The sequence below is a fragment of the Pseudomonas sp. PDM19 genome, assembly GCF_014852215.1.
GTDB lineage: Bacteria > Pseudomonadota > Gammaproteobacteria > Pseudomonadales > Pseudomonadaceae > Pseudomonas.
Window position 1 is genome coordinate 290,178 of the sequence record NZ_JACVBG010000001.1, and the last position, 22,879, is coordinate 313,056.

Below are 22,879 nucleotides of genomic sequence, written 5' to 3' on the forward strand. Positions count from 1 at the left end.
GAGCCTTGCATGCCTGCCGTACGTCTCGCCGATGGCGACCTGAATTACTTACTTGAAGGGCCGCGACTCTCAGGCCCCGCCGACGCTCCGGTTTTGGTGCTGTCCAACTCTCTGGGCACCGACCTGCACATGTGGGACGCGCAGGTCGCCGCCTTCGCCGAACACTTCCGCGTGCTGCGCTATGACACCCGTGGCCACGGCGCTTCGCTGGTCACTCCCGGCCCGTACAGCATCGAGCAGAATGGCCGCGACGTGCTGGCCCTGCTGGACGCTCTGGACATCCCGCGCGCGCATTTCTGCGGCCTGTCCATGGGCGGCCTGATCGGCCAGTGGCTGGCCATCCATGCGCCGGAGCGCATCGAGCGCCTGGTGCTGTGCAACACCGCCGCCAAGATCGGCACCCCGGAAGTCTGGAACCCGCGTATCGAGACCGTGCTCAGCGGCGGCGCCGAGGCCATGCGCAATCTGCGTGATGCTTCGATCTCGCGCTGGTTCACCGCCGACTTCGCCGAAGCTGAGCCGGGCAAGGTCGAGCCTATCGTCGGCATGCTGGCGCAGACCTCGCCGGAAGGTTACGCAGCCAACTGCGCGGCTGTGCGTGATGCCGATTTCCGTGGTGAGATCGGTGCGATCACTGCGCCGACCCTGGTGGTCTGCGGCGCTGCCGACCCGGTGACCACCACCGAGGACGGCCGCTTCCTGCAGGCGCGCATTCCCGGCGCCGAGCTGGCGGAATTCCGCGCCGCGCACCTGTCCAACGTGCAGGCCGGCGATGCCTTCAGCCAGCGCGTGCTGGACTTCCTGCGCGCTTAACCGCTCTTCGTAGGATGGTGTAGAGCGCAGCGAACCCCATCGGTTCTGTGCGATGACAGCATGGGTATCGCTGCGCTCCACCCATCCTACGGGGATTTGACGGAGTTTGAGATGGACGAGAAAGAACGCTACGAAGCCGGCATGCAGGTGCGCCGCGCGGTGCTGGGCGATGCCCACGTCGACCGCAGCCTGCAGAAGCGCAACGCCTTCAACGAAGAGTTCCAGGAAATGATCACCCGCCATGCCTGGGGTGACATCTGGACCCGCCCCGGCTTGCCGCGCCACACCCGCAGCCTGATTACCATCGCCATGCTGATTGGCATGAACCGCGAGGGCGAGCTGACGCTGCACCTGCGCGCCGCGCGCAACAACGGCGTGACCCGCGAAGAGATCAAGGAAGTCCTGCTGCAGAGTGCGATCTACTGCGGCATTCCGGCCGCCAACGCCACCTTCCACCTCGCCGAGGCGGTGTGGGACGAGCTGGGCACCGAGTCGCTGGGCGACGCCTGATCAGCGCCGCCCGGACCACGCATCCAGGCGGTGACTGATTGGCGAGAGCGCTGATCGCAGGTAGGGGCTGTTCTTGTAGGGCGCATAACGCGCCAGCGTTATCCGCCGCAGGATCGCCGGCGGATAACCTGTTCCAGGTTATGCGCCCTACGATGGATCGTGGGCATGGGCCAGGTGCCCCAGCCCATCCGAATGCGATGTCCCTGTAGGAGCGGGCCATGCCCGCGATGGCGGAACAGGCCTGCCGGCCTGCCGGCCGGATCGCGGAGAAGCTCTGTTACGAGATCAAGAGCCGCTCTCCACGAATCTGGAGAGACTCAGCTCTCCAACTCCTTCCTGTACCTGAACAGCTCGAGCGCCTGCGGGTTGGCCAGTGCGTCGGTGTTCTTCACCGGCTGGCCGTGCACCACGTTGCGTACCGCCAGTTCGACGATCTTGCCGCTGATGGTGCGCGGGATGTCGCTGACCGCGAGGATCTTCGCCGGCACATGGCGTGGGGTGGTGTTGCTGCGGATGGTCTGGCGGATGCGTTCCTGCAGCGCTTCGTCCAGTTCCACGCCGTCACGCAGTCGCACGAACAGCACCACGCGCACGTCGCCTTGCCACTCCTGGCCGATGGCGATGGACTCCAGCACCTGTTCGATCTTCTCCACCTGGCGGTAGATTTCCGCGGTGCCGATGCGCACACCGCCGGGGTTGAGTACGGCATCGGAACGGCCATGGATCACCAGACCGCCGTGCTCGGTTTCCTCGGCGTAGTCGCCGTGGGCCCAGACGCCGGGGAAGGTGGCGAAGTAGGCATCGAGGAATCTCTCGTTGTTCTCGTCGTTCCAGAAGCCCGCCGGGATCGACGGGAAGTGCCGCACGCAGACCAGCTCGCCTTTCTCGCCGCGCACCGGTCTGCCGGCCTCGTCCCAGACTTCCACCGCCATGCCCAGTGCCTTGCACTGGATTTCCCCGCGCCACACCGGCAGGGTCGGATTGCCGATGGCGAAGCAGGAAACGATGTCGGTGCCGCCGGAGATCGACGACAGGCAGAGGTCGGGTTTCACCTCGCGGTAGACGTAGTCGAAGCTCTCGTGGGCCAGTGGCGAACCGGTCGAGAGCAGGGTCTTCAGACGTTCCAGCGAGTGGCTCTGGCGCGGCCGCACGTTGGCCTTTTCCAGTGCGGCGATGTACTTGGCGCTGGTGCCGAACACGCTGATGTTCTCCGCGTCGATCAGGTCCATCAGGCGCTCGGGGCCGGGGTGGAAGGGCGAGCCGTCGTAGAGCACCAGCGTCGCGCCGACGGCGAGTCCCGAGACCAGCCAGTTCCACATCATCCAGCCGCAGGTGGTGTAGTAGAACAGCGTGTCGTTGTTGCCCAGGTCGACGTGCAGGCCGTGCTCCTTCAGGTGCTGCAGCAGCACGCCGCCGGCGCCGTGGACAATGCACTTGGGCACGCCGGTGGTGCCGGAGGAGTAGAGGATGTACAGCGGGTGGTCGAAAGGCACCGGGGTGAATACCGGCTCGCCGCCGCTGTGGAAGAAGTCCTGCCAGAGGCTGACCCGCGCCGGCGTCTGGAAGTCGCTGCGTCGCGCGTGGCCGTTGGCGTAGGGGACGATCACCAGCTGCTCCAGGGTGGGCAGCTGGGCGAGGATTTCGTTGAGCTTGGCACTGAGGTCCAGCACCTTGCCGGCGTAGCGGTAGCCGGCGCAGGCGATCAGCACCTTGGGCTCGATCTGGCCGAAGCGGTCGATCACGCCATGGGTGCCGAAGTCTGGCGAGCAGCTCGACCAGGTGGCGCCGAGGCTGGTGGTGGCGAGCATGCCGACCACGGTCTGCCAGGTGTTGGGCATGAAGGCCGCGACGCGGTCGCCGACGCCCACGCCGGCTTCGCGCAGGGCACACTGCAGGCCGGCGACCTGGGCGGCCAGCTCGGCATGGCTGATCACCTCGCGACGCTCATCCTCGCTGATGGCGATCAGCGCCGGCTTGTTGTCGCGACGGCGCAGCAGGTGTTCGGCGAAGTTCAGGGTGGCGCCGGGGAACCAGCGCGCATCGGGCATTTCCGGGCCTTCCTCGAGGACCGTCGTGGGTGCCTCGTGGAACTGCACGCCGAAGGTGTCGATGATGGCCAGCCAGAAGGCTTCGCGCTCGGCGATGCTCCAGGCATGCAATGCGGCGTAGTCGGGCAGGTCGACTCCGTGCTGCTGCGCCACCTTGCGGCGGAAGGCGTCCATCCGGGTGGCGGCGATGCGTTCGGGGGAGGGTGTCCAGAGCAGTGGGTTCATTGACGACGACTCCAGCGAAGGAACGGTGGGCACCGCCGACCAGCGGCCCCCATCATCTTGACACGAAGCGTCGCCGGAAGTGCTTCGCCGCTGCGGGTGAATCACTGCGCGACCCAGCCGCCGTCCATGTTCCAGGCGGCGCCGCGGACCTGGGCGGCGGCTTCAGAACACAAGAATAGCGCCAGCTCGCCCAGCTGGTCGGCGGTGACGAAGTCGAGCGACGGCTGCTTCTCCGCCAGCAGGTCGTGGCGTGCCTGTTCGGGTGTGGCACCGGCCGCTATGCGCGCGTCGATCTGCTGCTGCACCAGCGGCGTCAGCACCCAGCCGGGGCAGATGGCGTTGCAGGTGATGGCGCTGGTGGCGGTTTCCAGGGCGGTGGTCTTGGTCAGGCCGATCACCCCGTGCTTGGCGGCCACGTAGGCGCTCTTGCCGGCAGAGGCGACCAGGCCGTGGGTCGAGGCGATGTTGAGGATGCGCCCCCAGCCGCGCTGGCGCATGCCCGGGAGCGCCAGGCGGGTGGTGTGGAACACCGAGGAGAGGTTGATGGCGATGATCGCGTTCCAGCGCTCCACGGGGAAATCCTCCAGCGCCGCGACGTGCTGGATGCCCGCGTTGTTGACCAGGATGTCGAGTCCGCCGAACTCGCGCTCGACGTAGGCGATCATCTCGGCGATCTGTTCGGGTTGCGCCATGTCTGCGCCGTGGTGGCCGATGCGTGTGCCATGTACCGACAGCTCGCGTACCGCCGCGTCGATATCGCCGAAGCCGTTGACCACCACGTTGGCACCCGCCTGTGCCAGGCGCGCGGCGATGCCCAGGCCGATGCCGCTGGTGGAGCCGGTGACCAGTGCGGTCTTGCCTTTGAGAGTCATGCAAATCTCCTCTGGAACGGGTTGGCCGCATTGCTGCGACTATCAATACACAGGACTGCCCAGAATTCGTTTGTGGCCTTGCGAGCTGGAGCAGAACAAGGAACAAGCAGGCGAGGGCGCGGAGTTGACGTGTAGTCAATGAGCAGTCATCGCCTGCTTTTGACGCAGTTATGCCGACGCGCAGCTAGCCACAAGCGGATTCTTAAACGATCCCGGTGGCGTAGAAGGTACCTATCACCACGAACACCGCGAGGGTCTTGATCAGGGTGATGGCGAAGATGTCCTTGTAGGCCTCGCGGTGGGTCAGGCCGGTAACCGCGAGCAGGGTGATGACCGCGCCGTTGTGCGGCAGGGTATCCATGCCGCCAGAGGCCATGGCCGCGACCCGGTGCAGCACTTCCAGCGGGATGTTGGCGGCGTGGGCGGCGGCGATGAACTGCTCGGACATGGCCGCCAGGGCGATGCTCATGCCGCCCGACGCCGAGCCGGTGATGCCGGCCAGGGTGGTGACGGTGATGGCTTCGTTGATCAGCGGATCGGGAATCTTCTTCAGCGCATCGGCCAGCACCAGGAAGCCCGGCAGCGAGGCGATCACCGCACCGAAGCCGTATTCCGAAGCCGTGTTCATGGCCGCCAGCAGCGCGCCGCCCACGGCGGTCTTGCTGCCCTCTGCAAGCTTGCTGCGGATCACCGCGAAGCTGGTCACCAGCACCAGCAGGATGCCCAGCAGCAGCGCCGCCTGCACCGCCCAGATGCCGGTCAGCTTGGCCACGTCGCTGGCCACCGGGGCGGCCATGCCGGCCAGTTGCAGGCTGTGGGTCTTGCCGTAGACCTGGGGAATCCAGTGGGTGAACAGTAGGTTGGCGACGCCCACCAGCACCAGCGGCGAGAGCGCCAGCAGCGGGTTGGGCAGCCGGATGTCGTCGGCGGTTTCCGGCTCGTTGCGCAGCTCGCTGCCGTAGCCCTCGCCGGCGGCGCGCGCCTTGCCGGCCTGGCGACGCAGGAACAGCATGCCGACGCTGAACACGAAGAGGCTGCCGATCAGCCCCAGCCAGGGCGCGGCCCAGCCGGTGGTGTTGAAGAAGGCGGTGGGGATGATGTTCTGGATCTGCGGGGTGCCGGGCAGGGCATCCATGGTGAAACTGAACGCGCCCAGGGCGATGGTCGCCGGGATCAGCCGCTTGGGAATGTTGCTCTGGCGGAACATCTCGGCAGCGAAGGGGTAGACCGCGAACACCACCACGAACAGCGAGACGCCGCCGTAGGTGAGCAGGGCGCAGACCAGCACGATCACCAGCATCGCCTGGCTGGTGCCAAGCAGGCGGATGGCGGCGGCGACAATGGAGCGCGAGAAGCCCGACAGCTCGATCAGCTTGCCGAACACCGCGCCGAGCAGGAACACCGGGAAGTAGAGTTTGACGAAGCCGACCATCTTCTCCATGAACACCCCGGTGAAGGCCGGGGCGACGGCGGCAGGGTCCGTCAGCAGCACCGCGAGCAGCGCCGCGATGGGGGCGAAGAGGATCACGCTGTAGCCGCGGTAGGCGGCGAGCATCAGCAGGGCGAGGGCTGCAAGGGCGATGACCACGCTCATCGAAGTATCTCCAGTTGTCGCGCGGCCAGGAGCCGCGCGTCGTTCTTGTTGTAGTGGGCTTGCTTGACGATCAGGAGTCAGGCGGTCAGTTGGTTACCAGAGCGGCAGCACGTAGCTGAGGATCAGGCGGTTCTCGTCCAGGTCGTTGCCGAAGTGGCTGGAGCGCACCGTCGCATTGCGCCACTTCACGCCGACGTTCTTCAGCGGGCCGCTCTGCACCACGTAGCCGATATCGGTGTCGCGTTCCCATTCCTTGCCTTCGGGCTTGCCCGCGCCCAGCTCGATGCTGTCGCCGGACAGGTAGCGCGTCATGAAGGTCAGGCCGGGAACCCCGAGGGCGCCGAAGTCGTAGTCGTAGCGGGCCTGCCAGGACTTCTCGTCGCGGTTGGCGAAGTCGCCGATCTGCACGAAGTTGACCAGGAAGGCGTCGGTGCCGCCGATGTAGGCGAAGCCGGTGTCGCCGCTCATCTTCTGGTAGCCGGCGCCGAAGCCGTGGCCGCCCAGCGTGTAGGTGAGCATCGCGCCGAAGGCGCGGTTGTCGACGTTGCTGTGGCCGTCGTCGTCGGAACGCGCGTAGCGCAGGTCGGTCTTCAGCGACTGGCCGGCAGCGACGGGCAGCACGTGCACCAGGTTGACGATGTGCTGGTCGTAGAGCCCGTCGAGCTTGGCGTAGCTGTAGCCGGTGGTGAGTTGCGGCGTCCACTTGTAGCTCAGGCCGGCGAAGTCGAACTGGTCGCTGGTGTCGGTGGCGACGATGCCGCGCGCGCTGCCGCTGGTGACGGTCATGTCCTCGCGGTTGGACGAGTCGCGCTGGCTCACCTGGCGCAGGCGGCCACCGTCGAAGGTCAGGCCGGCGAACTCGGCGGAATTCAGGTGCGCGCCTTCGAAGGTCTGCGGCAGCAGACGCGAATCGTTGGCCAGCACGGTGGGCAGCTTGGGCAGCAGGGTGCCGATCTTCAGCGTGCTTTTTGAGGCGCGCAGCTTGGCGGTCAGGCCCAGCTCGCTGTAGTCGTCCGGGGCGCCGTTGACCTTGTCCTTGTCGCGCGGCAGCAGGCCGGAGCCGGCGCGGTCGGGGCTGGAATCCAGCTTCACGCCGAGCAGGCCGAGGGCATCCACACCCACGCCGATGGTGCCTTCGGTGTAGCCGGATTCGTAGCGCAGCAGAAAGCCCTGCGCCCATTCGTCCTGCTTGGACTGCGCGGCGTTGTCCTGGCGGAAGTCGCGGTTGAAGTAGAAGTTGCGCAGTTCGACGCTGGCCTTGCTGTCGGCAAGAAATTCGGCGAAGGCCTGGGGCGAAAGGACGAGGGTGGAACCGAGGGCGGCCAGAATGGCGGTACGGCTCATCGGGTGATCTCCTGGCGCGGCGCCGTGTGCGAAGCGGGACTAGCCGTGGTGTCCGCTGGGGTCTGTTCGCGTTCGGGCAGCGTTGATTGTTGTTATGTCGGCTGTGCGGCGCGAAGGCCGCGAGAGGCGACATAGCCAGGACCGTGCCAGGATTGTAACTATCTGATTTTCAAGTCTTATTTTGAGAAAATCGACTGCTGACGGGTATCGTTTGTCTCTGAATGGAGACGGATTTCCGCAAGGCTATGCCAGGGGGCAGTGATTTTGTGGAGAAACTGGCTTGTCTCGTTTTTGAGACTTGTCTCTGTTTCGGGATTGGTGGGTCAGGATTGCAGACCCAGTGTCGCCATCTTCTTGTACAGGGTGGAACGGCCCAGTCCGAGGCGCTGCGCGGCGGCGTCGACGTTGCCGGCCTGCTCGGCCAGGGTGTTGGCGATCAGCTCGCGCTCGAAGGCATCCCGTGCCGCATAGAAATCCTGCCCTTCGCCCAGCCTGGCTGACGGCGCTGCTGTGCCGACCGGCAACGGTTGCAGCTCACCCAGCGCCGAGCGCAGGGCGGCGGCATCGATCTGCGGGCGGTCGCCCAGCAGCACGGTGCGCTCCAGCAGGTTGCGCAGTTCGCGCACGTTGCCCGGCCAGGCGTGCCGGGCGAGCAGGGCGATGCCGCCGGCATCCAGCTCGAAGAGGGTCTGGCGGTCGTCGCGCAGGCCGTCGAGGATGGCTTCGCACAGCGCCGGCAGGTCTTCCAGGCGCTCACGTAGCGGCGGAATCTCGATGGGCAGGACGTTGATGCGGTAGAACAGGTCGGCGCGGAAACGCCCTTCGCGCACGGCGGCGTCGAGGTCGATGGAGGTGGCCGCGATCAGGCGGATGTCGCTGCGCAGCACCTCATTGGAGCCCACCGGCTCGAATTCCTTTTCCTGCAGCACGCGCAGCAGCTTGCTCTGCAGGGTCAGCGGCATGTCGCCGATCTCGTCGAGGAACAGCGTGCCGCCCTGGGCGATCTGCAGCTTGCCGGCGCGGCCCTTGCGGTCGGCGCCGGTGAAGGCGCCCGGTGCGGTGCCGAAGAACTCGGCTTCCAGCAGGGTCTCGGGGATGGCGGCGGCGTTGAGGCTGACGAAGGGTTTGTCTGCGCGCGGCGACGATGCATGGATGGCATGGGCGAGCAGTTCCTTGCCGGTGCCGGTCTCGCCCAGCAGCAGGATCGGCGCCTCGCTGGCGGCGCCGCGGCGGGCACGGCGCTTCACTTCCAGGCTGGCCGGGCTGGTGCCGATGAAGTGCGCGAAGCTGTACTTGGCCTGGCGCGCCTGCAGCAGCGAGCGGGTCGAGGCCAGTTCGGCCTGCATGCGCTGGTAACGGGTGAGCAGCGGCGAGAGTGCGCGCAGTTCGTCGAACAGGGCGAAGCCGATGCCGCCGATGACCACGCCTGAATCGTCGCGGATCGGCACGCGCATGACCACCAGCGGGTCCTTGGCCATGTCGAGGATGTCCAGCAGCATCGGCCGGCCGCTGCTGACCACTTCGCGCATCAGGCTGCCGGGGATCACCTGTTCCACCGGGCGGCCGACGGCCTGTTCGGCGCTGTCCAGGCCGAAGCGCTGGGCGTAGCGCTGGTTGATCCAGACGATGCGCGCCTCGCGGTCGACTATCACCGTGCCTTCGCTGAACTGCTCGAAGATCTCGAACAGCGAGCGGATCGCCAGTTGGCGGACGCTGGGGTAGTCCTTGAGGCTGTCGGAATCGGTCATCGGTGGGCCGTGCGCGAGAAGGGCAGAGGGCGCACTGTACCGGGATGTGGGAACGGGGTCAGTAGCGGTGAATGGGTGGGAATTTCGTAGGAGCGGCCGGCCGGGTAGGGCGCATAACGCCAAAGGCGTTATCCGCCGATGGCCTGGCGGCGGATAACGCGTTCCGCTTTATGCGCCGTACGGTCTGCGCCGACTTCAGCGCTTGGACAACTGCGCCTTGGCCACGCGGGAGCCGTTGGGCTTGTCGAGCACGGCGCAGATGCGCTGGCCGGCGTCGATCAGCAGGTCCAGGTCGATGCCGGTGTGGATGCCCAGGCCGTTGAGCAGGTAGAGCACGTCTTCGGTGGCAACGTTGCCGGTGGCGCCCTTGGCGTAGGGGCAACCGCCGAGACCCGCGACCGAGCTGTCGAACACCGCGATGCCTTCCAGCAGGCTCGCGTAGACGTTAGCCGTGGCCTGGCCATAGGTGTCGTGGAAGTGCCCGGCCAGTTGCGCGCGCGGCACGCGCTGGCCGACGACTTCGAACATGTGCCGGGTAGCGCCGGCGGTGCCGACGCCGATGGTGTCGCCCAGGGAAACTTCATAGCAGCCCATGGCGTGCAATTCCGCAGCGACGGCAGCAACCTGTTCCGCGTCCACCTCACCCTGGTAGGGGCAGCCGAGCACGCAGGAAACGTAGCCGCGTACGCGCACGCCGTGCTGGCGCGCGGCTTCCATCACCGGCACGAAGCGCTCCAGGCTCTCCCTGATCGAGCAGTTGATGTTCTTCTGCGAGAAGGCCTCGGAGGCGGCGGCGAATACCGCAACTTCCTTCACCTGCGATTCCAGCGCGGCCTCGAAGCCCTTCAGGTTCGGTGCCAGCGCGGCGTAGGTGACGCCGGCCTTCTGCTGGATGCCGGCGAAGACTTCGGCCGAGCCGGCCATCTGCGGCACCCACTTGGGCGAGACGAAGCTGCCGACCTCGATGTAGCTCAGGCCGGCGGCGGTGAGGTCGTCCACCAGACGCACCTTGTCGGCGACGGCGATGGGCTGTTTCTCGTTCTGCAGGCCGTCGCGCGGGCCGACTTCGACCAGGCGGACGGATGGGGGCAGGGTCATGGAATGTCCTCGTTGGGTTCACGCGAAGGGCGGTGCTTTCTGCAGGAGCGAGCTTGCTCGCTCCTGCAAATGCGGCATCAAGCGGAAGTCGTGTAGGGCGCATAAAGCGGAACGCTTTATCCGCCGTTGTCTGGCGGCGGATAACGCTGGCGCGTTATGCGCCCTACAAAAGCCGGCGTCAGGCCGACGCCTCCTCCAGCTCCACCAGCGCCGTACCTTCCGACACCAGTTCGCCTTCGCTGCAATACAGCGATTTCACCACGCCAGCGTGCGGCGCGCGAATGCTGTGTTCCATCTTCATCGCTTCGAGCACCACCAGCGCGGCGCCGGCTTCGACGCTCTGGCCGGGTTCGACCAGGATGCGCACGATGCTGCCGTTCATGGGCGCGCCCAGGCCACCCTGGTGCGAGTGCGCGGCTTCGGCCTCGGCGATCGGGTCGAAGCGCTGCACGCTGACCAGCTCGCCGTTCCATTCCAGGTAGAGGCTGTCGCCACGGCGGATCACCTGGTGACGGCGGCGGATGTCGCCGTCCTTCACGTCCAGCCACTGTCCATCGAGCTTGGCAATGCGCTGGCCATCAGCGTGGCGCAGGCGCACGACATGCGACTCGCCCTTGGCCAGCAGGTGCAGGTCGGTTTCCCCCGGCAGGCCACTGCGCCAGCCGCTCTGGGCGGACCATGGCGAATGGGCATCGTCGCCACGCACGCGGGCGGCTTCGCTCTGCACCCAGGCTTCGGCGGCGAGCTGCCAGAAACGCTCAGGCAGGGCGGTGGCCGCGGGCAGCAGGTCATCCTGGTAGCGGCCGATGAAGCCGGTATCCAGCTCGCCTTCGGCGAAGGCCGGGTGGGCCAGCACGCGGCGCAGGAAGGCCAGGTTGGTCTTGAAGCCGCCGACGGCGGTTTCGCCGAGCATCGACAGCAGGCGCTGGCGCGCTTCCTCGCGGTTCTCGCCCCAGGCGATCAGCTTGGCCAGCATCGGGTCGTAGAACGGCGAGATGTCGTCGCCCTCGCGGATGCCGCTGTCCACCCGGCGGCCGGGGCCGGCGGCGGGTTCGCGGTACAGCGCGAGGTGGCCGCTGGCAGGCAGGAAGCCGCCCTCAGGGTCTTCGGCGTAGAGGCGCACTTCGATGGCATGGCCGATCAGCGGCACCTGTTCCTGGGTGATCGGTAGCGGTTCACCACGGGCGACGCGAATCTGCAGGGCGACCAGGTCGAGGCCGGTGATGGCTTCGGTGACCGGGTGCTCCACCTGCAGGCGGGTGTTCATTTCCATGAAGAAGAACTGGCCGCTGCCTTCGTCGTAGAGGAACTCCACGGTGCCGGCGCCTACGTAGCCGATGGCCTGGGCGGCGCGCACGGCGGCCTCGCCCATGCCCTGGCGCAGTTCCAGCGAGAGGCCCGGAGCCGGCGCTTCTTCCACCACCTTCTGGTGGCGGCGCTGGATCGAGCAGTCGCGTTCGTTGAGGTACAGGCAGTTGCCGTGCTGGTCGGCGAATACCTGGATTTCCACGTGGCGCGGCTTGGTCAGGTACTTCTCCACCAGCATGCGCGAGTCGCCGAAACCGGACTGTGCTTCACGCTGGGCGGATTCCAGCGCCTCGGCCAGTTCGGCCTCGCGCTCGACCACCTTCATGCCCTTGCCACCGCCACCGGCGGCGGCTTTCAGCAGCACCGGGTAGCCGATGCGCTCGGCCTCGCGCTGGAACGTCGCATAGTCCTGGGCCTCGCCGTGGTAGCCGGGCACCAGTGGTACGCCGGCGGTTTCCATCAGTGCCTTGGCGGCGGACTTGCTGCCCATGGCGTCGATGGCGCTGGCCGGCGGGCCGAGGAACACCAGCCCGGCCTCTTCGCAGGCGCGGGCGAAGCCGGCGTTCTCCGAAAGGAAGCCATAGCCGGGGTGGATGGCCTGGGCGCCGGCGGCTTTCGCGGCGGCGAGCACGGCGTCCGCGCGCAGGTAGCTTTCAGCCGGTTTGGCGCCGCCCAGGTCGATGGCGATGTCCGCCTCTTCGACGTGGCGGGCGTTGCGGTCGGTGGCGCTGTGCACGGCCACGGTGGTCAGGCCCAGGGCCTTGGCGGTGCGCATCACGCGGCAGGCGATCTCGCCGCGGTTGGCCACCAGCAGGGTATCGATCTTCTTCATCAGACTTGCTCCTGCCAGGCCGGTTTGCGTTTTTCCAGGAAGGCGCGCAGGCCTTCCTGCCCTTCGGGGCTGATGCGGATGCGGGCGATGGCGGCTTCGGTGTAGCGGCGGCGCTCGGGCGTGAGTTCGCCGGCGCCGATTTCATGGAACAGCGCCTTGCAGGCCACCAGGGCCGCCGGACTGTTGTTCAGCAGGTTGGCGATCCAGGCGTCGGCTTCGTCATCCAGATCGGCGGCCGGGTAGTGCTCGTCCACCAGGCCCAGCTCCCGGGCGCGCAGGCCACTGAAGCGTTCGGCAGTCATGGCGTAGCGGGTGGCGGCACGCTGGCCGATGGCCTTGGTGACGAACGGGCCGATGGTCGCGGGGATCAGGCCGATGCGCACTTCGGACAGGCAGAACTGCGCGTCCTCGGCGGCCAGCGCCATGTCGCAGCAGGCCACCAGCCCGACGCCACCACCGAAGGCCGCGCCCTGCACGATGGCGAGGGTCGGCTTGTTCAGCTGGTGCAGGTTGTAGAGCAGTTCGGCGAGCTGCTGGGCGTCGTTGAGGTTGCCCTGGTAGTCCAGCTGCACGGATTCCTGCATCCACGCCAGGTCCGCGCCACCGCAGAAGTGCCGGCCGCGGCCGCGCAGCACGACCAGGCGCACGCGCTCGTCGCTGGCCACGGCAGCCAGCGCCTGGATCAGCTCGGCGATGGTCTGGGCGTTGAAGGCGTTGTTCTTCTCCGGGCGGTTCAGCCAGAGAGTGGCGACGCCGCGCGGGTCGATATCAAGCTCAATGTTCTGATAGTCGGTCATGGCTGCGGCCTTACATGCGGAAGACGCCGAAGCGCGTGGCTTCGACAGGCGCGTTGAGCGAGGCGGAGAGGGCCAGGCCGAGCACGTCGCGGGTCTGCGCCGGGTCGATGACACCGTCATCCCACAGGCGCGCGCTGGAGTAGTAGGGGTGACCCTGGCGCTCGTACTGTTCGAGGATCGGCGCCTTGATCTTCGCCTCGTCCTCGGCCGACAGCGCGTTACCGGCGCGTTCGGCCTGCTCGCGCTTGACCTGGGCGAGCACGCCGGCGGCCTGCTCGCCACCCATCACGCCGATCCGCGCGTTGGGCCACATCCACAGGAAGCGCGGGTCGTAGGCGCGGCCGCACATGCCGTAGTTACCGGCGCCGAAGCTGCCACCGATGATCACGGTGAACTTCGGCACCTGGGCGCAGGCCACCGCGGTGACCAGCTTGGCGCCGTGCTTGGCGATGCCGCCGGCCTCGTACTTCTGGCCGACCATGAAGCCGGTGATGTTCTGCAGGAATACCAGCGGGATGCCGCGCTGGCAGGCCAGTTCGATGAAGTGCGCGCCTTTCTGCGCGGCCTCGGCGAAGAGGATGCCGTTGTTGGCGAGGATCGCCACCGGGTAGCCGTGCAGGTGGGCGAAGCCGCACACCAGGGTGGTGCCGAACAGCGCCTTGAACTCGTCGAATTCGCTGCCGTCGACCAGGCGGGCGATGATCTCGCGCACGTCGAAGGGCTGCTTGCTGTCCACCGGGATCACCCCGTACAGCTCGTCGCTGGCGTACAGCGGGGCGCGCGGGGCTCGGGTGTTGAGCTGGCCCTGCTTGCTCCAGTTGAGGTTGGCGATGCAGCGGCGGGCTATGGCCAGCGCGTGCTCGTCGTCCTCGGCGTAATGGTCGGCCACGCCGGAGGTCTTGCAGTGCACGTCGGCGCCGCCCAGGTCCTCGGCGCTCACCACTTCACCGGTGGCGGCCTTCACCAGCGGCGGGCCGGCGAGGAAGATGGTGGCCTGGTTGCGCACCATGATGGTCTCGTCGCTCATGGCCGGCACGTAGGCGCCGCCGGCGGTGCAGGAGCCCATCACCACGGCGATCTGCGGGATGCCCTGGGCGCTCATGTTGGCCTGGTTGAAGAAGATGCGGCCGAAGTGTTCGCGGTCGGGGAAGACTTCGTCCTGGCGCGGCAGGTTGGCGCCGCCGGAGTCCACCAGGTAGATGCACGGCAGGCGGTTCTGCTGGGCGATGGTCTGGGCGCGCAGGTGCTTCTTCACGGTCAGCGGGTAGTAGCTGCCGCCTTTCACCGTGGCGTCGTTGCCGACGATCATGCATTCCACGCCTTCCACGCGGCCGATGCCGGCGACCACGCCGGCGGCGGCGACGTCTTCGCCGTACACGTCATGGGCGGCGAGGGCGGAGACTTCGAGGAAGGGCGAGCCGGCGTCGAGCAGGCGGTTGATGCGTTCGCGCACCAGCAGCTTGCCGCGCGCGGTGTGCTTGGCCTGGGCGGCGGCGCCGCCGCCTTCATGGACGCGGCCGAGGGCGGCGCGCAGGTCCTGGACGTTCTCCAGCATGGTCGCGGCGTTGGCGGCGTATTCCGGGGAACGGGTGTTGAGTTGGGTGCCGAGGATGGTCATGGCGTCTCCACGTGCGAAGGGCAGGTAGGATGGGTGGAGCCTGCGATACCCATCGCAGGTCAAGCTGATGGGTATCGCTTCGCTCCACCCATCCTACGAATCGGCGAGTTAGGCTTAACGGGTCTCGTTGAACAGCTCGCGGCCGATCAGCATGCGGCGGATTTCGCTGGTGCCGGCGCCGATCTCGTAGAGCTTGGCGTCGCGCAGCAGGCGGCCAGTGGGGAACTCGTTGATGTAGCCGTTGCCGCCCAGGATCTGGATGGCGTCCAGGGCCATCTGGGTGGCGCGCTCGGCGGTGTAGAGGATCACCCCGGCGGCGTCCTTGCGGGTGGTCTCGCCACGGTCGCAGGCCTGGGCCACGGCATAGAGGTAGGCGCGGCTGGCGTTGAGCTGGGTGTACATGTCGGCGACCTTGCCCTGGATCAGCTGGAACTCGCCGATGCTCTGGCCGAACTGCTTGCGGTCGTGGATGTAGGGGACGATCACGTCCATGCAGGCCTGCATGATGCCGATCGGGCCACCGGCGAGGACGACGCGCTCGTAGTCCAGGCCGCTCATCAGCACCTTCACGCCGCCGTTGACTGCGCCCAGTACGTTCTCTTCCGGCACTTCCACGTCATCGAAGAACAGCTCGCAGGTGTTCGAGCCGCGCATGCCCAGCTTGTCGAACTTGCTGCCACGGCTGAAGCCTTTCCAGTCGCGCTCGACGATGAACGCGGTGATGCCGTGGGCGCCTTTCTCCGGCTCGGTCTTGGCGTAGATGACGTAGGTGTTGGCGTCCGGGCCGTTGGTGATCCAGGTCTTGCTGCCATTGAGGACGAAGCGGTCGCCGCGCTTCTCGGCGCGCAGCTTCATCGACACCACGTCGGAGCCGGCGTTGGGCTCGCTCATGGCCAGGGCGCCGATGTGCTCGCCGCTGATCAGCTTGGGCAGGTACTTGGCCTTCTGCTCGGCGTTGCCGTTGCGCTTGATCTGGTTGACGCACAGGTTGGAGTGCGCGCCGTAGGACAAGCCGACCGAAGCCGAGCCACGGCTGATTTCCTCGATGGCGATGACGTGGGCCAGGTAACCCATGTTGGCGCCGCCGTACTCCTCAGCGACGGTGATGCCGAGCAGGCCCATGTCACCGAACTTCTTCCACATGTCCATGGGGAACAGGTTGTCGGCGTCGATCTGCGCGGCGCGCGGGGCGAGTTCGCTGGCGACGAAGCCCTGCACCTGCTCGCGCAGCATGTCGATGGTTTCGCCGAGGCCGAAGTTGAGGGAGGGGTAGCTCATGGGATCACCTGTACTTGTATTTGTAATCTGATGGGTGAATGGACCTGCTGCGCGTCGGCCATGCTGCGTTGAAAGCCGCCGAGAACTGCTCATTTACAAGCGTAAACTCCGCGTTCTCGGCGCCTTTCGCCTTGCCTGGCTCTAGCTCGCGAGGTCCAGGAGATTGTCTTAAACCGGCACGCGCTGCTTGCGGGGTTTATCGGTCTCGGCCATGGCCGCCAGGCAGCGCTCCTCGGCCGTGTCCAGTTCCAGTTTCATCTGCTCGATGTCGAGCAACTGCTGTTCCAGCTGTGCGCGGCGCGCGGTGATCTTGTCGAGGAAGGTCTGCAGCTGCTTGGTGTTGCCGCTGCTGGGGTCGTAGAGGTCGATCAGCTCCTTGCACTCGGCCAGCGAGAAGCCGATGCGCTTGCCGCGCAGGATCAGCTTCAGTGCCACCAGGTCCTTCGCGCTGTAGACGCGCTCCTGGCCGCGACGCTCGGGGCTGAGCATTTCCTGCTCCTCGTAGAAGCGGATGGCGCGGGTGGTGACGTCCAGTTCGCGGGCAAGCTCGGAGATGGTGTAGGTCGTGGCCATGGGAATGCTCTTGCTAGGTCGTTTACCTTTACGTTAACGTAAACCTGCCTTGAGTCAGTGTCAATACAACTCGAAGGCGGCGTAGGAAGGGGGAGTGGCGCGGGATTTGCCTGCTGCTCCCTACTAGACTTTCCTACCTGGGGCTTCCCCTTTACTGACGCCGCCTGCGGGTGTACACAGCCCTGACCAGCCTGCGAGTTCCGCGCCCCGACATCCCTGAAAAGGGGCACGGAACCTACCGGAGCGATGCATGACTACAAGAACAATAAGCAGCGACCTGCTGCGTGAAGCCCACCTGGCCCGTGAACGCCTGCAACAGGAAGGCGAAGTCCCCAGCGGCGTGCTCCGCGAGGAAATCGACGCCTCCTGGCGGCGCAGTGTCGGCCATGGCCTGGACTGCGCCAGCGGCACCGAGCACGGCCTCGATACGCGGGTTAAACCCGACGTGCTGCTGGCCGGCAACCGCCTGCTGCTCGACGCCGCCACCCCCGAACTCGACTACCTGCAACAGCGCCAGGGCCACGACGGCGTGATCATCCTGGCCAACGCCGACGCCACCATCCTCTGTGTCGAAGGCGCCCGCGAGCGCATGCAGAGCAAGGGCCTGGCCGACATCGTCCAGGGCGCCTGCTGGAGCGAAGCCTCGCGCGGCACCAACGCCCTGGGCACCGCGCTGGTAGAGAAGCGCGCCACGCAGATCGACTGCGGCGAACACTTCCTCGATCGCCTGAGCCGTTTCTCCTGCACCTCGGTGCCCATCGAGGGGCCGCAGGGCACGCTGCTCGGCGTGCTCGACATGACCCGTGAGGGGCCACTCTCCGGCCCGCGCGAAAGCCTCTCGCTGCTCAGCCTCGCGGTGTTCCAGATCGAGGCGCGGCTGTTCGCCGTCAGCCATCCGGGGCAGGTGGTGATCGCCTTTCATTACCGTCGCCAGTACCTCGATTCCGCCTGGCAGGGCTTGCTGGCGCTGGGGCTGGACGGCAAGGTGCTGGCCGTCAGCGGCCAGGCCTGCCAGTTGCTCGGCGCCCACCGCGAAAGCCTGGTGGGCCGGCGCAGCGAAGATTTCCTCGGCCTGCGCGGCGATCAGTTGCTCGGCCGCCTCTACCAGGGCGGCGTCGGCAGCCTGCAGACGCCCAAGGGCGAGCTGTTCTACAAGACGTTGCAGGCACCGCTGCGCAGCCACGCGGTGCCGGTCAGCGCCCGCGCGCCGCGCCCGGCCGCCGGCCCCGAACTCGAAGCCCTCGCCGGCAGCCACCCACGCTACGCCCGCGCCCTGCGCATGGCGCGCCAGGGACTGGTCAACGAACTACCGGTGCTGCTGCTGGGTGAAACCGGCAGCGGCAAGGAAGTGGTCGCCCGCGCCCTGCACCAGGCCAGCGCGCGCAGCGACAAACCCTTCGTCGCGGTGAACTGCGCGGCGATTCCCGAGGGCCTGATCGAATCCGAGCTGTTCGGCTACCGCGACGGCGCCTTCACCGGCTCGCGGCGCGGCGGCATGGTCGGCCGGCTGCAGCAGGCCCATGGCGGCACGCTGTTCCTCGACGAAATCGGCGACATGCCGCTGGCCCTGCAGGCGCGCCTGTTGCGCGTGCTGCAGGAGCGCAAGGTGGCGCCGCTGGGTGCCGGCGAGGAACAGGACATCGACGTCGCGCTGATCTGTGCGACCCACCGCGACCTCAAGCGCCTGGTGGAGGAAAAGCACTTCCGCGAGGACCTCTACTACCGCGTCAACGGCATCAGCGTGAAGTTGCCGGCGCTGCGCGAGCGCGACGACCTCGCCGAGCTCGCCACTGGCTTGCTGGCGCGCCTGGGCGCGCCGAAGGTCAAGCTCTCCGCCGAGCTGCTCGGCCTGCTGCGCGAGTACCACTGGCCGGGCAACATCCGCCAGCTGGAGATGGTCCTGCGCACCGCGCTGGCCATGCGCGAGGAGGGCGAGGAGGAACTGAGCCTCGAGCACCTGCCCGACAGCACCCTGGACGAACTCGCCGCCGGCGAGCGCCCGCAGAGCGGCAGCATCCGCGAGAACGAACTGGAACTGATCCGCCAGGCGCTGGAGCGCCACCAGGGCAACGTCTCCGCCGCCGCCGACGCACTGGGTATCAGCCGCGCCACGCTGTACCGCAAGCTCAAGCAACTCAAGGTGGGCTGATGTTCTTCACCCGCCTTATCGACAGCGAGGACCCGCAGCAACTCAAGGCCTCGCTGCGCTGGCTGTACGGCTTCGTGCGGCCGCACAAGACCGCCATTGCCGGCCTGCTCGGGTTGTCGTTCTGTGCCTCGATCCTGGTGCTCGCGCAGCCCTGGCTGACCAAGACGCTGATCGACGACGGCCTGCTGGCGAAGGATTTCCCGGTGCTGGTGATGGTGGCCGGCGCGATGATCGTCGTCGGCCTGGTCGGCACGGCGTTGTCCGGCCTGAACCGCTACCTGCACACGCGCCTGTCCGGACGCATCCTGTTCTCCCTGCGCGATGCGCTGTACCGCCACCTGCAGACGCTCTCGCCGAGCTTCTTCGGCCGCCGCCGCATCGGCGACCTGATGTCCCGGCTCGACGGCGACGTCGCCGAGATCCAGCGCTTCGCCGTGGACTCGCTGTTCTCCGCGGTCTCCAGCGTGATCGGCCTGGTCGGTGCGCTGGTGCTTCTGCTAACCCTGTCATGGAAGCTTTCGCTGCTGGTGGCGCTGCTGATTCCGCTGGACGTGCTCTGGCTGCGCTGGATGCGGCGCAAGGTGGAGCGCGAGGCGCGGGGCCTGCGCGAGCGTTCGGCAGACCTGTCGTCGTTCTTCGTCGAGACGCTGCCGGCGATGAAATTCATCCAGTCCGCCGGCCAGCAATCCCGCGAATCCGGGCGCCTGGAAGGCCTGGGGCAGGGCTACCTCGGCCAACTGCTGCGCCTGCAACTCACCGAGTTCTTCACCCAGGCGGTGCCCGGCACGCTGATGTCCCTGTCCCGCGCCTGCGCCTTCCTCGTCGGCGGTTACTGGGTGGTGCAGGGCACCTGGCAGCTCGGCTCGCTGATCGCTTTTTCCACCTACCTGGGCATGGCCATCGGGCCGGTGCAGAGCCTGCTCGGCCTGTACGTCGCGCTGCAGCGCATGACCGTCAGCCTCGGCCGGGTAATGGAGCTGCGTGGCGAGGAAGCGACCATCGTTTCGCCCGCCGCGCCGCGACCGATGCCGGCGGTGGGCGAGCTGCGCCTGGAGAATCTGCACTACGCCTGGCCTGGCCGTGTGCAGCCGGTTTTACAGGATGTGCAGGCGGTGATTCCCGCCGGCCTCAAGGTCGCCCTGAGCGGCCCGTCCGGGGTCGGCAAGAGCACCCTGATCGATCTGCTGCAACGCTTCTACGACCCCGACCAGGGGCGCATCCTGCTCGACGGCATCGACTTGCGCGAACTCGACCTGCACGCCCTGCGCCGGCGCGTGGCGGTGGTCAGCCAGGACATCGTGCTGTTCCGCGGCAGCCTCGCCGACAACCTGGCCTACAGCGCGCCCGAGTCGAGCCGCGAGGCCATCGACAGGGCCGCCCGCGCGGCGCAGCTGGACAGCCTGATCGCCAGCCTGCCCGAAGGCCTCGACAGCCCCCTGGGCGAACGGGGTCAGCAGCTTTCCGGCGGCCAGAAGCAACGCATCGCCATCGCCCGCGCGCTGTTGCAGGACCCGTTGATCCTGGTGCTCGACGAAGCCACTTCGCAAGTGGATGAGAGCACCGAGCGCGAGGTGATCGCGGCTATCGACCGGCTGTTCGCCGGGCGCACGCGGCTGCTGATCAGCCACCGCACCTCGACCCTGGCTGCCGCCGACCTGCACCTGGAGTTGCAGGATGGGCAGATGCGTGTGCGTGAGGCGCAGGCGGTGCAGCAGCATGAGGCCTGAACTGCGGGTTGGAGTGGTCGACAGTGGTTTTGCCGAGGCTCAATCCGCGAGCGTCAGCGGTTCGCGGCGGTTCTTCCTGACTGATGACGGTCATGCTGACGGCGAGCCTGTGGTGGATGCACTGGGCCACGGCAGCGTCGTCTGCGAAGCGATTCTTTCCCAGGCGCCCGAAGCTCGCCTTTCCGTCGCCCAGGTCTTCGATGAGCGTGGCGTGACCAGCCCGCTGCAGATCGCCGCCGCGCTGCACTGGCTCGGCGAGCAGGGCGTGCGGCTGATCAATCTGAGCCTGGGCGTGCGCCAGGACCGGCCGATCCTGCGCGAAGCCGTGACGGAGCTGATCGAGGCTGGCGTACTGGTTTGCGCGTCCAGCCCGGCGCGGGGCGAGCCGGTGTTCCCGGCAAGCTACGCGGGGGTGATCCGGGTGACCGGCGATGCCCGTTGCGGCGAGGGCGAGTGGTCCTGGCTGGACAGCCCGCAGGCCGATTTCGGTGCGGCGGTGAAGGTGGGCGGGCGCTCCGGTGCGAGCCTGGGATGCGCGGCATTCGCTGGGCATCTGGCGGCGCTGCTGGCGGAGCGGCCGGAGCTGTCGAATGTTCAGCTCGTCGAGCTGATGCGGGCGCGGGCGGCTTTTCGGGGGATTGAGCGGAGGGTGGGGTTGTGAGTGGAGGTCGAGTCCGTCCCCCTCACCCCAGCCCTCTCCCGGAGGGAGAGGGGGCCGTCCTCCGTAGGGGCTCATCTCTGGCGTTTGTCCATTGCTATCGGCGTGCGCAGAAACCTCCAAAAGCACCGAACAGTCCCCTCTCCCTCTGGGAGAGGGTTAGGGTGAGGGCATCCGGAGCATGACTGATCTCCCCATCCTGATCCTCGGCGCCGGTCCTGCCGGAGCGGCGGTCGCCCTCGGCCTGCGCCGCCTCGGACACCCCGTCACCGTGATCAGTGAATGGCGTCGCTTCGCTGCGGTGGAAGGTGTGTCCCAGCGCGTGCTGGAAGGTCTGCGCAATTCCGGCCTGCAGCGCGCACTGGCGTGCGCCGCGCCGCCGTCGCAACGGCGCGTGCACTGGAACGGCGTGGCAAGCGCGCAGAACATCGAATGCGTCCTCGACCGCCCGCGCTTCGATGCCGGGCTGCGCGAGGACCTGAAGCAGGCCGGCGTCGAACTGATCGAAGCCCAGGTGCTGGCCGTGGCGGAAGAAGCCCCCGGCTGGCGGGTAAAGCTCGAAGGCGGCCGCGAAGTGCAGGGCGCCTTTCTGGTCGAGGCCCGCGGCCGGCAGGCGCCGCTGAACCAGAAGGGCAACAAGGCCCGGCGCGGCCCGGAAACCCTCAGCCTGCTCAATCGCTGGCAGGGCGCGCCCGGTCCGCTGGCGACGGCGGTGGAAAGCCTGGCCGATGGCTGGGCATGGATGGCGCGGCTGGAGGACGGGCGCTGCTACTGGCAGCTCACCCTGGATGTCGCCTGCAGCCAACTGCCGCCCCGCGAGCAGTTGCTGGACTACTGCCGCGAGCGCCGCGCCGCGTCGACGCTGGTCCGACAGTTCTTCGGCGATGCCGCCGAGCACGAGCTGGACCTGCACGCCCGCAGCAGCACGGCGATCCTCTGCCTGGAAGCCTGTGGCGACCACTGGATTCGCGTGGGCGATGCGGCGATGGCCGTGGACCCGCTGTCCGGCAATGGCATCTTCCAGTCGCTGTCCTCGGCCCTGCAGGCGCCGCTGGTGATCAACACGCTGCTGCGCGCGCCGGAGCGGGCGGAGTTGGCCAAGCGCTTCCATCAGCAGCGGGTCGAGCAGTTGTTCCTGCGCTTCGCCCGTGTCGGCCGCGACTTCTATGCCAGCGAAACGCAGTGGGCCGATCTGCCGTTCTGGCAGGCGCGCCGCGCCTGGCCCGACGAGCAGCCGAGCCACATGTCGGCGGACTTCGCCAGCCTGCGTATCGAGCGCGCTCCCGTGTTGAAGGGTGAGTTCGTCGACGAGGCGGAAGTGGTGGTCAGCGCCGATCAGCCGCTGGGCATCTGGCACCTCGACGGGCTGGAGCTGGCGCCCTGGCTGCGGCGGTTGCGCGCGGAGCCCGAGGCCCAGGTGCTGGCAGACCTGCCGCCGGAGCGCCGCCGGGCCTTCCAGGGCTGGCTGCTGTCCCAGGGATATCGTCCGCGATCCTGATTGCGCAGCCCCCGTCATGGCGGATAACGCCGCTGGCGTTATGCGCCCTATGGTCCGCTGTACGTTCGCGTGAGGGCTCTTCGCAGGATGGCGTGGAGCGAAGCGATACCCATCAATTCCTGGGAGGGGCCGCTCGATGGGTATCGCAAGCTCCACCCATCCTACTCAGGTGCCATTCGGGGACCTGGG

General features: G+C 67.4%; 17 protein-coding genes. 6 read left to right on the forward strand and 11 right to left on the reverse strand.

Translation table 11 applies throughout. The features are described from left to right. Positions 1 to 9: 9 nt before the first annotated feature. Complete coding sequence (gene pcaD / locus IB273_RS01320) at positions 10 to 813, forward strand: 3-oxoadipate enol-lactonase (RefSeq protein WP_192223005.1); 804 nt, start codon at positions 10 to 12, stop codon at positions 811 to 813. Between the two features lie 111 nt (positions 814 to 924). After that, complete coding sequence (pcaC, locus tag IB273_RS01325; RefSeq protein ID WP_045208224.1) at positions 925 to 1,323, forward strand: 4-carboxymuconolactone decarboxylase; 399 nt, start codon at positions 925 to 927, stop codon at positions 1,321 to 1,323. Positions 1,324 to 1,640: 317 nt separating this feature from the next. On the opposite strand, the gene IB273_RS01330 is transcribed toward pcaC, so the two are convergent. The 11 genes from IB273_RS01330 to IB273_RS01380 all read right to left on the reverse strand — a co-directional run bounded on the left by IB273_RS01330 (position 1,641) and on the right by IB273_RS01380 (position 16,658). Continuing rightward, a complete protein-coding gene (locus IB273_RS01330; protein ID WP_192223006.1) occupies positions 1,641 to 3,596 on the reverse strand; it encodes an acetoacetate--CoA ligase in 1,956 nt (651 codons plus the stop codon). A 101-nt stretch (positions 3,597 to 3,697) separates the two neighbouring features. Beyond that, complete coding sequence (locus IB273_RS01335; protein ID WP_081516610.1) at positions 3,698 to 4,468, reverse strand: 3-hydroxybutyrate dehydrogenase; 771 nt, start codon at positions 4,466 to 4,468, stop codon at positions 3,698 to 3,700. Positions 4,469 to 4,670: 202 nt separating this feature from the next. After that, complete coding sequence (locus IB273_RS01340) at positions 4,671 to 6,062, reverse strand: GntP family permease (RefSeq protein WP_192223007.1); 1,392 nt, start codon at positions 6,060 to 6,062, stop codon at positions 4,671 to 4,673. Between the two features lie 93 nt (positions 6,063 to 6,155). After that, entirely contained in the window at positions 6,156 to 7,406 is a 1,251-nt protein-coding gene (locus IB273_RS01345) for an OprD family porin (protein WP_081516612.1), read from the reverse strand. A 323-nt stretch (positions 7,407 to 7,729) separates the two neighbouring features. Beyond that, entirely contained in the window at positions 7,730 to 9,154 is a 1,425-nt protein-coding gene (locus IB273_RS01350) for a sigma-54 interaction domain-containing protein (RefSeq protein ID WP_192223008.1), read from the reverse strand. 195 nt (positions 9,155 to 9,349) lie between these two features. Next, complete coding sequence (locus IB273_RS01355) at positions 9,350 to 10,252, reverse strand: hydroxymethylglutaryl-CoA lyase (RefSeq protein ID WP_192223009.1); 903 nt, start codon at positions 10,250 to 10,252, stop codon at positions 9,350 to 9,352. A 178-nt stretch (positions 10,253 to 10,430) separates the two neighbouring features. After that, positions 10,431 to 12,392: an acetyl/propionyl/methylcrotonyl-CoA carboxylase subunit alpha gene (locus IB273_RS01360; protein WP_192223010.1), complete on the reverse strand. Its 1,962-nt coding sequence runs from the start codon at positions 12,390 to 12,392 to the stop codon at positions 10,431 to 10,433. After that, entirely contained in the window at positions 12,392 to 13,189 is a 798-nt protein-coding gene (locus IB273_RS01365) for a gamma-carboxygeranoyl-CoA hydratase (protein WP_138216247.1), read from the reverse strand. Before IB273_RS01365 ends, IB273_RS01360 begins: the two co-directional genes overlap by 1 nt. Positions 13,190 to 13,199: 10 nt before the next feature. Next, on the reverse strand, positions 13,200 to 14,807 hold the full coding sequence (locus IB273_RS01370) for a carboxyl transferase domain-containing protein (RefSeq protein WP_192223011.1): 1,608 nt from the start codon (positions 14,805 to 14,807) through the stop codon (positions 13,200 to 13,202). A gap of 114 nt (positions 14,808 to 14,921) precedes the next feature. After that, positions 14,922 to 16,085: an isovaleryl-CoA dehydrogenase gene (locus IB273_RS01375; protein ID WP_024765596.1), complete on the reverse strand. Its 1,164-nt coding sequence runs from the start codon at positions 16,083 to 16,085 to the stop codon at positions 14,922 to 14,924. Between the two features lie 168 nt (positions 16,086 to 16,253). Continuing rightward, entirely contained in the window at positions 16,254 to 16,658 is a 405-nt protein-coding gene (locus IB273_RS01380; protein WP_081516619.1) for a MerR family transcriptional regulator, read from the reverse strand. 250 nt (positions 16,659 to 16,908) lie between these two features. Here IB273_RS01380 and IB273_RS01385 point away from each other — a divergent pair, with 250 nt between their 5' ends. The 4 genes from IB273_RS01385 to IB273_RS01400 all read left to right on the forward strand — a co-directional run bounded on the left by IB273_RS01385 (position 16,909) and on the right by IB273_RS01400 (position 22,690). Next, positions 16,909 to 18,807: a sigma-54-dependent Fis family transcriptional regulator gene (locus tag IB273_RS01385; protein WP_192223012.1), complete on the forward strand. Its 1,899-nt coding sequence runs from the start codon at positions 16,909 to 16,911 to the stop codon at positions 18,805 to 18,807. Next, positions 18,807 to 20,534, forward strand: coding sequence for an ABC transporter ATP-binding protein (locus IB273_RS01390; protein ID WP_192223013.1), 1,728 nt, complete (start codon positions 18,807 to 18,809; stop codon positions 20,532 to 20,534). The genes IB273_RS01385 and IB273_RS01390 overlap by 1 nt, the downstream gene beginning before the upstream one ends. Next, on the forward strand, positions 20,524 to 21,195 hold the full coding sequence (locus IB273_RS01395) for a S8 family serine peptidase (RefSeq protein WP_192223014.1): 672 nt from the start codon (positions 20,524 to 20,526) through the stop codon (positions 21,193 to 21,195). Before IB273_RS01390 ends, IB273_RS01395 begins: the two co-directional genes overlap by 11 nt. A 178-nt stretch (positions 21,196 to 21,373) precedes the next feature. Further along, positions 21,374 to 22,690, forward strand: coding sequence for an NAD(P)/FAD-dependent oxidoreductase (locus IB273_RS01400; RefSeq protein ID WP_192223015.1), 1,317 nt, complete (start codon positions 21,374 to 21,376; stop codon positions 22,688 to 22,690). The last annotated feature ends 189 nt before the right edge of the window (positions 22,691 to 22,879 follow it).